Source organism: Kocuria sp. CCUG 69068, assembly GCF_020833785.1.
Classification (GTDB): domain Bacteria; phylum Actinomycetota; class Actinomycetes; order Actinomycetales; family Micrococcaceae; genus Kocuria; species Kocuria rosea.
In genome coordinates this window covers 37,749-52,477 of sequence record NZ_PDDL01000015.1, presented here as the reverse complement: position 1 = coordinate 52,477, position 14,729 = coordinate 37,749, and the positions used below count along the sequence as shown (strand labels likewise).

Annotated in this window: 15 protein-coding genes and 1 riboswitch; of the genes, 9 read left to right on the top strand and 6 right to left on the bottom strand. The window is 68.1% G+C overall.

Annotation, left to right across the window (positions count from 1 at the left end):
* On the bottom strand, nt 1–287 hold a 287-nt coding region (locus tag CRM73_RS05065), incomplete at its 3' end, for a cbb3-type cytochrome c oxidase subunit I (RefSeq protein ID WP_229587031.1).
* A gap of 393 nt (nt 288–680) precedes the next feature.
* Nucleotides 681–873, top strand: a riboswitch (cyclic di-AMP (ydaO/yuaA leader).
* Nucleotides 874–875: 2 nt separating this feature from the next.
* Here CRM73_RS05065 and CRM73_RS05060 point away from each other — a divergent pair.
* The 9 genes from CRM73_RS05060 (at nt 876) to CRM73_RS05020 (ending at nt 9,227) form a co-directional block, all read left to right on the top strand.
* Nucleotides 876–1,493: a C40 family peptidase gene (locus CRM73_RS05060; RefSeq protein WP_229587030.1), complete on the top strand. Its 618-nt coding sequence runs from the start codon at nt 876–878 to the stop codon at nt 1,491–1,493.
* A gap of 430 nt (nt 1,494–1,923) precedes the next feature.
* A complete protein-coding gene (locus CRM73_RS05055; protein WP_062737367.1) occupies nt 1,924–2,292 on the top strand; it encodes a helix-turn-helix transcriptional regulator in 369 nt (122 codons plus the stop codon).
* Nucleotides 2,289–3,203: a cation diffusion facilitator family transporter gene (locus CRM73_RS05050; protein ID WP_062737366.1), complete on the top strand. Its 915-nt coding sequence runs from the start codon at nt 2,289–2,291 to the stop codon at nt 3,201–3,203. The genes CRM73_RS05055 and CRM73_RS05050 overlap by 4 nt, the downstream gene beginning before the upstream one ends.
* A gap of 53 nt (nt 3,204–3,256) precedes the next feature.
* A complete protein-coding gene (locus CRM73_RS05045) occupies nt 3,257–3,940 on the top strand; it encodes a thioredoxin domain-containing protein (RefSeq protein ID WP_062737365.1) in 684 nt (227 codons plus the stop codon).
* 4 nt (nt 3,941–3,944) lie between these two features.
* Nucleotides 3,945–5,945, top strand: a complete 2,001-nt coding sequence (locus tag CRM73_RS05040; RefSeq protein ID WP_229587029.1) for a cytochrome c oxidase assembly protein — start codon at nt 3,945–3,947, stop codon at nt 5,943–5,945.
* Complete coding sequence (locus CRM73_RS05035; protein WP_095650760.1) at nt 5,938–6,585, top strand: vitamin K epoxide reductase family protein; 648 nt, start codon at nt 5,938–5,940, stop codon at nt 6,583–6,585. The genes CRM73_RS05040 and CRM73_RS05035 overlap by 8 nt, the downstream gene beginning before the upstream one ends.
* A gap of 357 nt (nt 6,586–6,942) precedes the next feature.
* Nucleotides 6,943–8,214 (top strand): cytochrome P450, encoded by a 1,272-nt coding sequence (locus CRM73_RS05030; RefSeq protein ID WP_217987537.1) that lies wholly within the window; start codon nt 6,943–6,945, stop codon nt 8,212–8,214.
* On the top strand, nt 8,211–8,492 hold the full coding sequence (locus CRM73_RS05025; RefSeq protein WP_095650758.1) for a hypothetical protein: 282 nt from the start codon (nt 8,211–8,213) through the stop codon (nt 8,490–8,492). Before CRM73_RS05030 ends, CRM73_RS05025 begins: the two co-directional genes overlap by 4 nt.
* Before the next feature lie 66 nt (nt 8,493–8,558).
* On the top strand, nt 8,559–9,227 hold the full coding sequence (locus CRM73_RS05020) for a hypothetical protein (protein WP_229587028.1): 669 nt from the start codon (nt 8,559–8,561) through the stop codon (nt 9,225–9,227).
* A gap of 569 nt (nt 9,228–9,796) precedes the next feature.
* Here the strand turns inward: CRM73_RS05020 and ccsB are convergent.
* From ccsB to cysK, 5 genes are all read right to left on the bottom strand, one after another.
* A complete protein-coding gene (gene ccsB / locus CRM73_RS05015; protein WP_062737360.1) occupies nt 9,797–10,876 on the bottom strand; it encodes a c-type cytochrome biogenesis protein CcsB in 1,080 nt (359 codons plus the stop codon).
* A 13-nt stretch (nt 10,877–10,889) separates the two neighbouring features.
* A complete protein-coding gene (locus CRM73_RS05010) occupies nt 10,890–12,638 on the bottom strand; it encodes a cytochrome c biogenesis protein ResB (RefSeq protein WP_084271833.1) in 1,749 nt (582 codons plus the stop codon).
* A 49-nt stretch (nt 12,639–12,687) separates the two neighbouring features.
* Nucleotides 12,688–13,317: a TlpA disulfide reductase family protein gene (locus CRM73_RS05005; RefSeq protein ID WP_062737359.1), complete on the bottom strand. Its 630-nt coding sequence runs from the start codon at nt 13,315–13,317 to the stop codon at nt 12,688–12,690.
* Nucleotides 13,318–13,631: 314 nt separating this feature from the next.
* A complete protein-coding gene (locus CRM73_RS19715; RefSeq protein ID WP_255219693.1) occupies nt 13,632–13,757 on the bottom strand; it encodes a hypothetical protein in 126 nt (41 codons plus the stop codon).
* 13 nt (nt 13,758–13,770) lie between these two features.
* Nucleotides 13,771–14,706: a cysteine synthase A gene (cysK, locus tag CRM73_RS05000; protein ID WP_229587027.1), complete on the bottom strand. Its 936-nt coding sequence runs from the start codon at nt 14,704–14,706 to the stop codon at nt 13,771–13,773.
* Nucleotides 14,707–14,729 lie beyond the last annotated feature (23 nt).

Below are 14,729 nucleotides of genomic sequence, written 5' to 3'. Positions count from 1 at the left end.
CCGAACATCAGCAGCATCAGCGTGCCGTGCATGGTGAACAGCTGGTTGTACTGCTCCTTGGTCTCCAGGATCTGCATGCCCGGGGCGAAGAGCTCGGCGCGGATCAGCAGCGCCATGACGCCGGCGAGGCAGAAGAAGGCGAAGGAGGTGATCAGGTACATGTACCCGATCGTCTTGTGGTCGGTGGAGGTCAACCACTGCACCACCATCCGGCCTTTGGAGCGCGGCACGACCGTCGGGTGGGCTGTGCTTCGGAGCTGGTCGGCGGTGTAATCATAAATAGCCATGCGGTCTCCTCGGGCCCAAATGCCGTACGTATTCAAACGCCGATTACCGTAGCGCACATAGCTGGAGCTGCTCGGGGACGATTCTTGTACCGCCATCCGTGGAAATTTCCCTGACATCGGCCACCGAGCCTTTTAGGGCGGCACGCGTCCCCGCCACAGCGCGGTCAACGGCTCCCCGTACCGTCCGCACGCACCACAAAGGCATGTGCCGCCCGCCACGAGGCGCCATAATTTGCAGGACATTAATAGGAAAAAGTCGAGAAAAATTTACAACTTCATCAAATCTTGATTGTTTTCTTTATAGTTCCTATACATTCCCGAATGGGATTGTGATTGTTTCGTGATCTTCTTGTACTCTTCGATGCGTGCCGGCCACTGATCCTGTCGGCGCCTTCGGGCACATCGCCGAATTCTGCCGGTGCCCGAGGTTCATTACACAGAAACTGCTTGGCAGAAGCGGGGGAACCACATGCGGTCCCGATGATTCGGGTCCTAGGGGTTAAGTCGCCAGAGCATCCCGCCCTGCGACCGGGTGTCTCCCACCCGCATCCGACAGCTCACCTCGTAGGCAAAGGGAGGAGTACATCCATGGCATTCTTCAAGCACACTTCTGCTCGTCACCGCGCCGAGACCCCCTCGTGCCGGGCGCGTAACACCACCATCGCTGCTGCTGCTGGCGTGGCAATCCTTGGATCCGTGGCCCCGGCCCAGGCCTATGCGGAGCTCCCGGCTACCCCGGCCGCCACGTCGTGGGCCCCGGCTTCGTCCTCTTTGGGGAGCCAGGGCTCCTACGTCACCCCGGCCCCGGTGGCGGCGCAGACGGCTTCGAGCGTGAGCCCGCAGTCCACCGCGATCACCGAGATCGCCCCCGCCACTGGCGGCATCGTGGGTACGGCCATGCAGGGTGTGGGCACCGGCTATGTCTGGGGCGGCACTTCCTTCGGTGCCTGGGACTGCTCTGGATTCACCGGGTGGGTCTACGCCCAGCAGGGTATCGATATTCCCCGCACCAGTTTCCAGCAGATCGCAGCCGCCACCCCGACCTCCACTCCGCAGCCCGGGGACCTGGTGTCTCAGAACGGTGGCAACCACATCGGCATCTACATCGGTGGCGGCAAGATGGTCTCTGCGCTGAACCCGACCCAGGGCACCTTCGTCCACTCCGTCAACGCCATGCCCCTCGATGGGTACTACACCTACCGCTGAGCTTCGCCCCACCAGTGGTGGCCGGTTGACGGGAGGCCTTCCGTCAGGTGCGAAGTGCTCCGAGAGGATCGTCATCGGCGACATATTTGGGGTACTTCGTGCCTGGATCGCAGAGTCGATCGGTCGCCACGGCCCGGCCGCCTTGCACCCGGTCGGGAAACGGCGCACGGGCGGGCTGCCCAGCGGAGCAGCGCAGAAAGTGATCATGGGCTCCACCCGTCTCCTGCCGGAGGCAGACAATCGCCTTCCCTCCCCGCAGGGGCATTGCGGCAACGGCCGCACGAGGTGCCGTGGTGGTTCGAGGACGGGGGCGCCGCAGTGGCGGACGGCACCCCCATCCGCCCACACCGTAGGGACACAAGCTGGACATTGCCCGAGCCTCGCTCGACCCCGCCCCTCTTTGATACAGATTCTGCTGTACGGTTGTGGCATGAGGATCTTGTCCCCGGTCGAGGTGATGTCCCGGTTCGGCAAAGCACTGGCCGATCCCACCCGGGCCGCGGTGCTGCTGCAGCTGCAGCAGGGCCCGGCGGTGCCCTCGGAACTGGCGGCCCAGATCGGGGTGAGCCGGCAGATCCTGTCCAACCACCTGGCCTGCCTGCGCGACTGCGGGCTGGTCGTGGGCGTGCCGGCCGGACGCAATGTGCGCTATGAGCTCTCGGACCCGAAGCTGGCCCACGCCCTGGAGGACCTGCTGGGCACGATTCTCACCGTCGAGGCGGTGTGCCAGTGCGGCACGCCGGAGTGCGCCGCCGAGGAGCTCGCCGGTGCGGCCAGCACCCAAGAGGTTCCGGCGTGAGCGGTGAGCACGATCACGCCCACGGTGCCACCGGGCGGCGGGGAAAGCTGGCAGTAGTCTTCGCCATCACCGCCACGATCATGGTCGCCGAGATCATCGGCGCGGTGATCTCGGGCAGCCTGGCGCTGCTGGCCGATGCCGGGCACATGTTCACCGACTCCGCCGGGCTGCTGATCGCGCTGATCGCGGCGACCCTGGCCCTGAAGCCGGCCACGGACAAACGCACCTGGGGGTACAAGCGGGCGGAGATCGTCGCCGCGGCCGCCCAGGCCTCGGTGCTGCTGGCCGTGGGCGGGTTCGTTGCCGTCGAAGGTATCCGCCGGCTGCTGGAGCCCCCGGAGGTCGAGTCTTCGGCCATGCTGTGGTTCGGGGTGATCGGGCTGGTCGGCAACATCATCGGGCTGATCATCCTGGCCTCGGGGCGGGGAGAGAACCTGAACATGAAGGCCGCCTTCCTGGAGGTCGCCAACGACGCCCTGGGCTCGGTGGCGGTCATCGTCTCCGCGATCGTCATCGCCACCACTGGGTGGACCCAGGCGGATGCGATCGTGTCCCTGCTGATCGCCGCCCTGATCGTGCCCCGGGCCCTGATTCTGCTGCGCGACACCATCGAGGTCCTGATGGAAACCACTCCCAAGGGTCTGGATCTGGATGAGGTCCGCACCCGCCTGGAGTCCCTGCCCCACGTGGTGGGGGTGCACGACCTGCACGCCTCACGCATCGACTCCGACACCCCGGTGCTCTCGGCCCACGTCACCGTCCACGACGGCTGCCTGAGCGCCGAGCACGCCGGTGTCGTGCTGGCGGATCTGCAGGCCTGTGTGGCCCGTGACTTCGACGTGGCCATCGAGCACTCCACCTTCCAGATCGAACCGGCCTCCCACCGCGGGGACGAGACTCTCCGCCACTAGAACCCCTCCACTCCCGGTATGCCCTGCTGCCTGAGACAGAACGGAAACCCCTTGTGAGCACTACCGCCAGTACGAGCGCCCCCCAGCGGAAACCCTCGAAGGCCAAGATCCTCGTGTGGATCCTCCTGGTCGCCATCGTGGCCGCCGTGGCCATCCCGATCCTCATCGCCCGTGCCAATTCCACCCCTGAAGTACCCGAAGATGTGGGGCAGCTGGTGCGAGAGAACAGCCGAGTGCTCTCGAAGGCCCCGGATGAGCAGGCGGTGCTGGTGGAGTTCCTGGACTACGAGTGCGAGGCCTGCCGGGCCGCCTACCCCTTCGTCGAAGACCTGCGGGCCGAGTACGGCGACACCGTCACCTTCGTGCACCGCTATTTCCCGTTGCCGGGTCACCGCAACTCCGTCAACGCCGCGGTGGCCGTGGAGGCCGCCGCCCAGCAGGGACAGTACGAGGCCATGTATCAGCGCATGTTCGAGACCCAGGCCGAATGGGGGGAATCGGCCGAGGACCAGAGCGCACTCTTCCGCGGCTTCGCCGAGGACCTCGGCCTGGACATGGCCGCCTTCGATGCCGCGGTGGCCGACCCGGCCACCGAAGAGCGGATCAAGCTCGATGTGGCTGACGGTGAAGCCCTGGGCGTGGCCGGGACCCCGACGTTCTACCTCGACGGAGAAGTGCTCAACCCCGAATCCCTGGAAGCCTTCCGGGCCGCTGTCGAGACCGCAGCCACCGACTGACCCGATGACCAGTCCATCCCGCACCACCACCACACCACCGCCCGCCCCGTCGGCGCCGGCCCTGGCAGTGGTTGGACGGCGCCGGGGCGTCGCCACCGCTGCTCTCATCGTTGTCGGCCTGATGACCCTCACCGTGCTGTGGGTGGCCCTGAGCTCCTCCGGGGCCACCGCGGCCCGGGAGGTGCTCGATCCCGGGGCGATGGTGCGCTGGGGACTGCCGGCGGCCACGACCGTGCACCATCTGGCCATGTCCATCACCTGGGCAGGGCTGGTCTTCGCCACCACCGTCGTGCCCCGGTCCACCCCGGCCCACGGCGCGAGAACACCCGGAGCCGAGCACCCGGCCTTCGCCCGGGTGCTGAACGTGGCCGCGGGGGCGGCGGCGGTGTGGACGCTGGCCGCGGTGGCGATCATCGTGCTCAGCTACGCCGACACCATCGGTGCCCCCGTCTCGGGCTCGACCGAGTTCACCGGACAGCTGGGCTACTACGTGACCCGCCTGATTCCCGGCCAGGCGTGGGCGGTGACCGCGGTGATGGCCGCGCTCACCACCACCTTGGCCGTGCTCGCCCGCTCCCCGGGGCCGGTGACCGCCACCACCGTGGTGGCCCTGGCCGCCGTCATTCCGCTGTCCCAGCTCGGGCACGTGGCCGGGGTCGATGACCACAACGGGGCCGTCAACGCTTTGGCCCTGCACCTGCTCGGGGCCGGGATCTGGACCGGCGGGATCATCGTGCTCGCCCTGCTCGTCCCGCTGTTGACCACCCCGCAGGCCACGCACGGCGTGCTGGTGCGTTTCTCCGCCCTGGCCGCGGTGGCTTTCGTCGTGGTGGCCGTCTCCGGGGTTATCAACACCGTCTACCGGATCGGTGGGTGGGACGGGCTGGCCTCCGGCTACGGGGCACTGGTGATCGCCAAGACGATCGCCACCGTGGCCCTGGGGGTGCTCGGGTACCTCAACGGCCGGGTCATTGCTGCCGGGCCTGCGAGCCGGGGCAGGGTGTGGCGGCTGATCACCGTGGAGGCCTTCATCCTCTGCGCGGTGATGGCCCTGGGCGTGGCCCTGGGGCGCACCCCCACCCCGGTGCCCCTGGAACGGGAACCGGACATCACCGCCGCCGAGATCCTCACCGGCTACCTGCTGCCCCCACCGCTGAGCGCCTCCGGGTGGGTCACCCAGTGGCGCCTGGACTGGCTGTGGATCGCCGTGGCGATCCTCGCAGCCTGCCTCTACCTGGCCGGGGCGCGACGCCTGCGCTACACCAGGACACCGTGGCCGGTGGCGCGCACGGTGGCGTTCCTGGCCGGACTCGTGCTGCTGGTCTATGTCACCTGCGGGCTGCCGGCCGTCTACGCCCCGATCCTGTTCAGCATCCACACCACCGCCCACCTGCTGCTGGCCTTCCCGGTGCCGTTGCTGCTGATCGCCGGACGACCCGGGCTTCTGGCCGCGGCCCTGGTGCCGGCCCGCACCGACGGCTCCACCGGGGCGCGCGAGCTCACCACCGCATGGCGCACCTCCCGGACCGGGGCGCTGATGGCCCACCCGATCCCGGCCGCGGTCCTGGTCCTGGCCGGGCTCGGTGTCTTCTACTACACCCCCGCCTTCGCCCTGGCCCTGCACACCCACGTCGGCCACGAACTGATGAATACCACCGCCCTGGTCCTGGGCCTGATCTTCGCCGCCGCCGTGCTGGTCCCACCACGCGACCGGGCTGCGGTGCACACCCAAGCTCTGACGCTGGTCGGGACAGCCACCGCCCTGGGGCTCTGGGCGGGGGCCACCGCCCTGTCCCCAGCGCTGATCCAACCGGAGTGGTTCTCCGGGCTGGGGAGGGACTGGGGCCCCGCCCCGCTGGCGGACCAGCAATCCGCGGCCAGCTCCATCCTCCTGGCCGGGGCCCTGCCCCTGTTGGCCACCGCCCTGGCCGTCCTGGCCCGAAGACCCCAGGCCGACACCCCTGTCATCGACAACGGAACCGTCAAGGACACCCACCATGGCTGACCCCACCACCAGCACCACCCATCACACCGACGCCGGCCCGGCCACCGAGACCCACCTGCCCGGCTTCGCCCGGTACCGGCCCTTCGCGGTCCTGCTGCTGGTGACCGGGGTGATCGGTTGGATCGCCTCCGGTGTCCTGGTGCTCGAGCGCCTGGCCCTCTACCGCGACCCCGGCCACGTCACCAGCTGCGACATCAACCCCTGGGTCTCCTGCGGGCAGGTCATGGGCACCTGGCAGTCGGAACTGTTCGGCTTCCCCAACCCGCTGATCGGCATCGTCGCCTTCGCCGTGGTCATTACCACCGCCATGGCGGCCCTCTCGGGGGCGCGGTTCGGGCGCTGGTACTGGATCGGGCTGCAGGTCGGGGTCACCGCCGGGGCGGTGTTCGCGATCTGGTTGTGGTCCCAGGCGCTGTTCTCCATCTACATCCTGTGCCTGTACTGCATGATCGTGTGGGCGGCGATGATCCCGCTGACCATCCTGCTCACCATCCGCAACATGGTCCACGGCATCATCCCCGCCCCGCCCGGGCTGGCCCGCTTCGCCGCCGACTGGGCCTGGACCCTGGTCGCCATCACCTACGTCGCGGTGGCCGCCTCGGTGTTCTTCCGCTTCTTCACCGCCTTCACCGGCCTCTGACACCCACCGGTCGCGGTGCTCCCACGGGGGTCGACACCGTCGACGGTGTCAGACCCAGCTTGCCCATCAGACTCATCATCCGTGGCCCATGTTCCGCTGACAGACATCGGGTGATCGCCGGCCGCGTCCGGTCGGACGCGTTGCATCAGGTCGCCATCGCAGGGGCTCGGGATCCCGTCTTGGAAGGTATTACCGCTGTAGCGCTTCGATCGGCATCTGACGTTGGTACCTCGCCAGGGTAATGTCATCCTTCAGTCGCGATCATGCTTTCCGAGGTCCGAGGTCCGAGGTCCGAGGTCCGAGGTCCGAGGCCACGATGCCGCGAGTCCACCGTGAGAGGGAGTCCTGATGGGACGCATGGCGTACGACCTCAGTATGGACAGCACTCTGGCCTTGGCTTGGCAGGGCTATGAGTTCGTGTCCCGGCGGTGTGAACGGTACGGAACCGATGTGTTCCAGACCCGCCTGCTGCTGGAGCCGACGGTGTGTCTGCGCGGTGCGGAGGCCGCGCAGGTCTTCTACGACGCCGACCGGTTCCAGCGACGAGGTGCCTTCCCAATGCGGGTGCAGAAGACGCTGCTCGGTGTCGGTGGCGTGCAGGGCCTAGACGGACAGACCCACCGGGCGCGCAAGCAGATGTTCATGGATCTCATGACCCCGCACGACATCCGTACTTTGACGGGCCTGGTCGCCGACGGCTGGAGAGCCCGGATTATCGGGTGGGAAGCCGCTGACCGCATCGTGCTGTACGAGGAGGTCGGGCAGATCCTGTGCCAGGCGGTCAGTAGCTGGGTCGGTGTCCCCGTCACCGAGTCCCAGGTCAGGGGCCGCACCCAGTCCTTGCACGCCATGATCGAGGCTCCCGCTGCGGTCGGTCCCCGGCACTGGCGGGGCCGGCGCGCCCGCCACGGGGCCGAACAAGCCATTGCGGACCTGGTGGATCGGGTACGCCGCGGGGAGCACGCTGCCCCGGAGGGCAGCGCCTTGCAGGTCGTGTCCACTCACCGCGAGCCTGGTGGGCAGCTGTTGGGCAGCCGGATTGCCGCGGTCGAGCTGCTCAACCTCGTGCGTCCCACGGTCGCGGTCGACCGCTTCATCATCTTCGCGGCCTTGGCCCTGCACCAGCACCCCCAGTGGCGAAGCCGGTTGCGCCAGGGCGGTGACCGCGACGCCGAGTTGTTCGTTCAGGAGGTCCGCCGCTTCTATCCTTTCTTCCCGATGGTCGGTGCTCGGGTGCGCACCGCCTTCGATTGGCAGGGCGTGCACTTCCCCCAGGGGCGTAGAACGCTCCTGGACCTGTACGGCACCAACCACCACCCCGACCTGTGGGAGAACCCCGAGATCTTCGATCCGGACCGCTTCACCACTTGGGACGGCGGCGCCTACGGTCTCATCCCACAAGGCGGCGGGGATCACCACATCGGCCACCGGTGCGCGGGGGAGTGGATCACCATCGCCCTGATGAAGGCGGCGCTGGCCATCCTGACGCGGGAGATGACCTATGACGTCCCGTCCCAGGATCTGCGGATCAGCCTGCGTCGCATGCCCACCCTGCCATCCAGCGGATTCGTGATCTCTAACGTGCGCTCCGTACCGTCGAGCGCAACGGTGGGGGGAGGGCCGCGATGACGTGGGTGTGGGTGGTGGGCTTGGTCTTGGCGGCATTCGCCACCCGCTGGGGCGCTGAGCAACTGGCCGCTCCCCTGAAGGCGGTACGGCAGCGGTACGGGTTCACCGGCGCCGCCGGCGGCCCACTGGTCGCTCTCGGCAGCGCCAGCCCCGATGTCGGCATCAACGTCGTCAGCGCGGCCACCGGGGCCGGATCGATCGGACTGGGCAGCATGCTCGGCTCCACCGTGGTCTCGATCCCGATCACCGTCGCGGTCGGCTACGCGGCGTTTCGGTAGAACCGGGCGACCAGCGACAAGAAACCTGCCGAGCAGGGCGAGGGCCTGCGGATCGAGAAGGGCGCGGTGCTCATCGACGCACTGCCCTACCTTGCCGTCGTCGCCCTGTTCGCGGTGCTCATCCTGCCTCCGGCCTGGCGAGGGCTGCAGCCGATCGATGGCTTGATCGCCGTGGTCGCATACGTCATCTACCTCGGGCAGGCCCTCTTCCGCGGTCGTGGCGGCGAACGCGGTCAAGTCTCGTGGTCGGGGAAACAGACCCTGCTGACGCTCGGCGGTGTAGCCGCACTTGCCGTGGGTTCCTACGTCCTCGTCACCGGAACCCAGCAGATCGGTTCAGCGCTTGGCCTGGCACCACTGGTCAGCGGGCTGTTCATCACCGCGTTCATGACTACTCTGCCGCAGGTGTTCACCACCTGTTCCGTGGTCCGCAGTGGGCAGGTGACCAGCGGGATCACCAGCGTCTTCGCCGACCACACCATGACCTTCACGCTTGCGGTGCTGCCTCTGGCGATCGTGACCGTGCCGGTGCAGAACTACCCGGTCGTGCTCACCGTCATGGCTTTCGTTGCGCTCATGCCGGTACTCTTCGCCGTTCTGAGCTACCGCCGCGAACGCCACGACTCCTACGGGTTCATCCTCCGCGATGTCGTCATGCTCGGTGGGGCTCTGATCGCATATCTCCTGTGCACTGCCGCCGTTCTCTTCTTCCTGGCCGGAGCCGGCGGCCGCTAATAGGGCGAAACCTGGGACAGAGCCTCCACGGGACCTGGTGCGATTCACTCCGGCACGTGGTTCGCGTGCATGTTACTGGGGGGAAGCCTTAGGTGAATGCCAACCGCCTCCAGGGCGCTGACTCCGCTTGCAGCAACGGGAGTTCCGGAGGATTTCTCCTCGGCTGCTTCTTCGATGCTGCCGGTATATCCGGGCAGCACCAGAGCGCACCCCAGGACGAGGGCGGTGATGGTGGCAGAGCGCTTCACGGGTGACCTTTGCTGGATGTCTGAGTACCGGGCACCGGCACCGGCCGGTCGATGCGCCAAGAAGATATCCGCCTTGCCGTGGTGGTGCCTGGATGGGCGCTGCGAAAGGGGTCCTTCTCGGGCCCGGAAATCAAGGAAGTGCTGGGGCGGGGTGCCGTGATCGGGACGCCATCGCAGGGCGGCGCCGGGAGTATCCCTGATGCGCGCCCCAGCGCCGCGGGGCAGCGGCCCATGGGTTCTTTCCGTGCCTGTTTCTGCAATCCGTTCCCTGCTGGATCACGACGAATCCCGCCCCATAGCTGGCGGTCTACGCCGCCGGGGTTACAGCCCGGAGTAAGAGTGCAGGCCGGTGAAGACCGTGTTGACGACGGCGAAGTTGAAGATGACGCACAAGTATCCGACGATCGACAGCCAGGCTGAGCGGGTGCCGGTCCAGCCGCGGGTGGCCCTAGCGTGCATATAGGCGGCGTAGACCACCCAGATCACGAACGTCCAGACTTCTTTGACGTCCCAGCCCCAGTAGCGGCCCCAGGACTGCTCGGCCCAGATGGCGCCGGCGGCCAGGGTGAAGGTCCAGAACGCGAAGCCGATCGCGTTGAGCCGGAAGGACAGGTTCTCCAACGCCTGGGCGGAGGGCACCATGCCCAGGAAACCCATGCCGGGGGCCTCACCGGCCAGAATGGCTTTCTCCCGGCGGGCCTGCAGCAGTTGGAGGACGGCCATGGCGAAGGTGATGGTGAAGATCCCGGAGGCGGCCACGGCGATGGACACGTGGATCACCAGCCACCAGGACTGCAGCGCGGGGACCAGCGGGCCCACCGGGGTGGGGAAGCCGATGGTGGCGGCGGTGAGCATGATCACCACGAGCCCGGTGACAAGGGTGCCCACGAAGCGCAGGTCCCTCAGCAGCAGCGCACCCAGGTAGACCCCGGCCACGACGAGTGCCCCGGTGGTGGCGAACTCGTACATGTTGCCCCAGGGCACCCGTCCGGCGGCCACCGCCCGGGCCATCACGGCCACGGCGTGCAGGGCGAAGGCCAGGACCATGACGGTCACGGCCGCCCGGGCCGCTGGGCGGCGGGTCCCGGTGTAGCGCATGGAGGAGTCAGCGACGTGTTCGGCCAGCACCGACTGGGCGGAGGCCGGGTACCCGCGGCCGCGGTCACCGGTGCCCAGCCCGGCCCGGGAATCATCGGCCTCCACCGTGTTCACCGTGGCAGTGGTTGCCGCGCCGACCAGTTGCCCTTCCGATCTGTTGTGTTGCTCGGGTCGGGCCCTGCGCAGGATCTTGGAGTGGGAGGCCATGTCCCAGGCGAAGGCCACAAAGGCCACCAGGTAGGTCATGGCGGCCAGGAGCATGAACAACTGGCTCCAGGCGCCCAGGTCCTCATTGACGGTCATCGGTGATGTCCTCTCAGTTGTGGGCCGGCCCGCTGTGGGCCCTGCTCGTTTTGGGGTGTGCGGCAGCGTCAGCGGGCGGGGGCGCGGTGCCCCACTGCTGGGTGAACAGCTCGCCCAGCCGCTGCGCCTCGGCCGCCAGCCGGGGGTCCTCCCCGCGAGCCAGCAGACCGTACTCCAGGATTGTGGTTGGGGCCCCGTCCTTGTCGACGCCTTTCGAGGCCCTCACCCAGAGGCGGCGGCGGGCGATGAACATCGACATCAACAGGCCCGTGAAGGCCAGCACGAAGGACACGAAGGCGCCCGTCCGTCCCGGGTCGTAGACGATATCCAGGCCCACGTAGCGCTTCACATCGAGGAACTCGATGCTGCCCTTGCCCTGGGGCAGCTCGTAGACCGGGCCCGCGGCATCCAGGGTGATCGGCCCATCGGGGGTGAGCATGCCGTTGAGCTCGGTGAGCCCTTCGACGTCAAGCGCGTAGACGTTCTGGGGGACTCCGGAGTCCAGTCCGAGGTCCCCGGAGTAGGAGGACAGGATCAGCTTCGGGTTGGCCAGTCCCGGATCCGCCGACCGCGGGAGCCCATCGGCCCCGGTGACGGCGGTGGGCAGCAGCAGGCCGGTGAAGCCTAGCTGGTCCGGGGCAGCGTCGGGGACCTTGAGCACGAGTGAGGAGGTGTAGACCCCGTCGGAAGGAATGCCCACCACCGGCCCCTCGAAGGCGACGTCGCCGTTGCCGTCGGTCACCCGGATCAGGGGGGCGTAGCCGTTGCCGATCAAGAACGACTTCACCCCGTCGACGTTGACCGGGGCGTTGACCTTCAGGGTCTCCTGCCGCGGCTGTCCTCCGGGTTGCTGGACGGTGACCTCGGCGGTGAAGTCCACCGGAGTCCCGTACTGACTGGGAACGGCGGTGTCGCGGTAAAACTCGACCTCGAAGTTCTCCAGGGTGAGGGAGAACGGCTCCAGCTGGTCGGCGTCGAAGTTGGTGCCCGGGATGAACGCGTCGTAGTTGATCAACGAGTTGGCGAACGAATCGCCCTCCACGAGGATCTTCTGGCCCTTGAAGCCGAACAGGGACCCCACGGCCACGGAGACCAGCACGCCCAGCAGCGCCAGGTGGAAGACGACGTTGCCGACCTCCTTCCACATTCCCCGCTCGGCGGCCACCGACGGCGCCGGTCCTCCTGTGTCGCGCACGGCCACCCGGTAGCCGCGCTTGCCCAGCAGGCGGGCGGCCTGGGCCACGACCTCGTCCGGGGCCGGGGCGTCCGCGGGCCCACCGAGGACCAGGCGGCGGTGCTCGGGCAGCCGTTCCAGCCGTTTAGGGGTGCGCGGGGGCTGCGCCCGCCAGGCCCGCCAGTGCTTGCCCGCCCGGGGCAGTACGCACCCCACCAAGGAGACAAACAGCAGGATGTAGATCGCGGAGAACCACACGGAGGAGAACACGTCGAAGAACTGCAGCCGGTCCAGCCACGGGCCCAGGGTCGGGTTGGCATCGATGTAGTCGGCCACCGCACCCGTGTCCTGGATCCGCTGCGGGAAGGTCGAGCCGGGCACCGCCGCCACCGCCAGCAACAGCAGCAGGAACAGGGCGGTGTTCATCTTCGTCAGCTGCGCCCACGCCCACCGGGCCATCCCGACCGGCCCCAGCGCCGGCAGCTCGACATCCCTGGGGTTCTTGCCGGGTCCGGTGGGCGAAGAGCCTCGGGGGCCCCTGCCGGGGGTGTCCTCAGGGGTGCTCTGCCTGCTGCTAGTGGTGCTCATGGTGACCTTTCAGCTCCCTGTGCGGGGACGGCGGAGGGGGTGCCGGAAGTCATGCTGTCTCGGCCACCGTGTCCTCGAGGAGGGTCTCGAGGATGGACCGGTCTGCGATCCCCAGGATGCGGGCTGCGACCCGGCCTTGGGCGTCGAGCACCAGCGTGGTGGGCACCGCCCGCGGGGGCACATAGGCGTTCAGGGCCATCACCACCTTCCCGTCCTTGTCTTCGAAGGAGGGGTACGGGATCCCGAAGGTCCGCTCGAAGGCCTCGGCCGTGGCCTGATCATCGCGCAGGTTTACCCCGTAGAAGGCGATCTGCCCCTCGAACTGCTGGGCGAGTTCGGCGAGGTCCGGGGCCTCCACCCGGCACGGAGGGCAGGCCGCGTACCAGAAGTTCAGCAGCGCGGGCTTCCCCCGCAAGTCCTCGGCCGAGAGCTCGGTCCCATCGAAAAGGGTGCCGCTGAACTGCACCGGCTCCCCCCGCTGATCCGGGGCGTACTCCGAGACGGTGCCGTCCCCGGCGATGTAGCCCTTCTCATCTCCCGTGTTGGCCTGTTGGGCCAGGGGATCTTCCTCCGCACCGCAGCCGGCCATGACCACCCCGAGGACTCCTGCACCGGCCAAGGAGAGCACACGGCGGCGGGACGGGTGGGTGGGCAGTGAAGAGTTCGAGGGCACGGGCATTTCACCTCAGGGTCGAAACGGGCTCGGGGACGGGTAGGGGCTGACCCCGGAAACGATGAACCGGGAAGCCGATAGGCCTCTGAGCGCAACACGGCGGGCCTGTTGTCGAGGACCTGAGGCGCACGCCGGCACACTCAGAGATGATCGTTATACGTCGATCATAGCAACGGGAATCACCGTTGCCGTCGGGGCGGCGACCACCGGCTGCGGGGGCATTGGCTCTCCGGGCAATGGCGATGCGGCCCGAGACGGAGGTGCCGCGGTTAGGGCGGACTCCAGGGAATGACCACGCGCAGTTCTCCTCCGGCGGACAGCTACGGGGACTCCAAATCGAGGGCGAGACCCACGTGCCCCAGGCCGTTCTCGGCCAGCACGCGGGCCATCAGCTCGGCCTTAGTGATGGCTTGCGGCAGCTGCGGATCGGTGATGTGGGTCGGCAACCCTGGCAGGGCCTCAGCCGCGGATGTCCTCGTAGAGCAGCGTCGAGATGTAGCGCTCCCCGAAGTCGCACACGATCGCCACGATCAGCTTGTCCCGGTTCTCCTCCTTGGCGGCCTCCTGCAGGGCGGCCCAGACGATGGCGCCCGAGGAGATCCCGCCGAGGATGCCCTCCTTGGTGCCCAGCTCCCGGGCGACCCGCACGGAGTCCTCGACGCTCACGTCGTAGACGTCGTCGTAGATCTGCCGGTCGAGGTTGTCGGGCACGAAGTTCGCCCCGAGGCCCTGGATCTTGTGCGGGCCGGCCTTGCCCTCGGTCAGCAGCGGGGAGTCGGCCGGCTCGACCACGAGCAGGCGGATGTCCGGCTTCTGCTCGCGCAGGTAGCGGCCCGCCCCGGTGATGGTGCCGCCGGTGCCCACGCCGGAGACGAAGACGTCGACCTCGCCGTCGGTGTCCGCCCAGATCTCGGGGCCCGTGGTGGCGTAGTGGATCGCCGGGTTGGCCTCGTTGGCGAACTGCTTGGCCAGCACGGCGTTCTCGGTCGACTCGACGATCTCCTGGGCCTTCTCGACCGCCCCGCGCATGCCCTCCGCGCCCGGGGTGAGCACGATCTGGGCGCCGTAGGCGCGGAGCATGACCCGCCGCTCGGTGGACATGGTCTCGGGCATGGTGAGGATCACCTTGTAGCCGCGGGCGGCGCCGACCATGGCCAGGGCGATGCCGGTGTTGCCGGAGGTGCCCTCGACGATCGTGCCGCCGGGCTTGAGCTTCCCGGACTTCTCGGCGGCGTCGACGATGGCCACGCCGATGCGGTCCTTGACGGAGCTGGCGGGGCTGTAGAACTCCAGCTTCACGGCCACGTTGCCGGGCAGGCCCTCGTCGAGCCGGTTGAGGTGGACGAGCGGGGTGCGACCCACGAGCTCGGTCACGTCGTGGTAGATCTTCGCCATGGTGTGCTCCTGGGTGGTGGTGT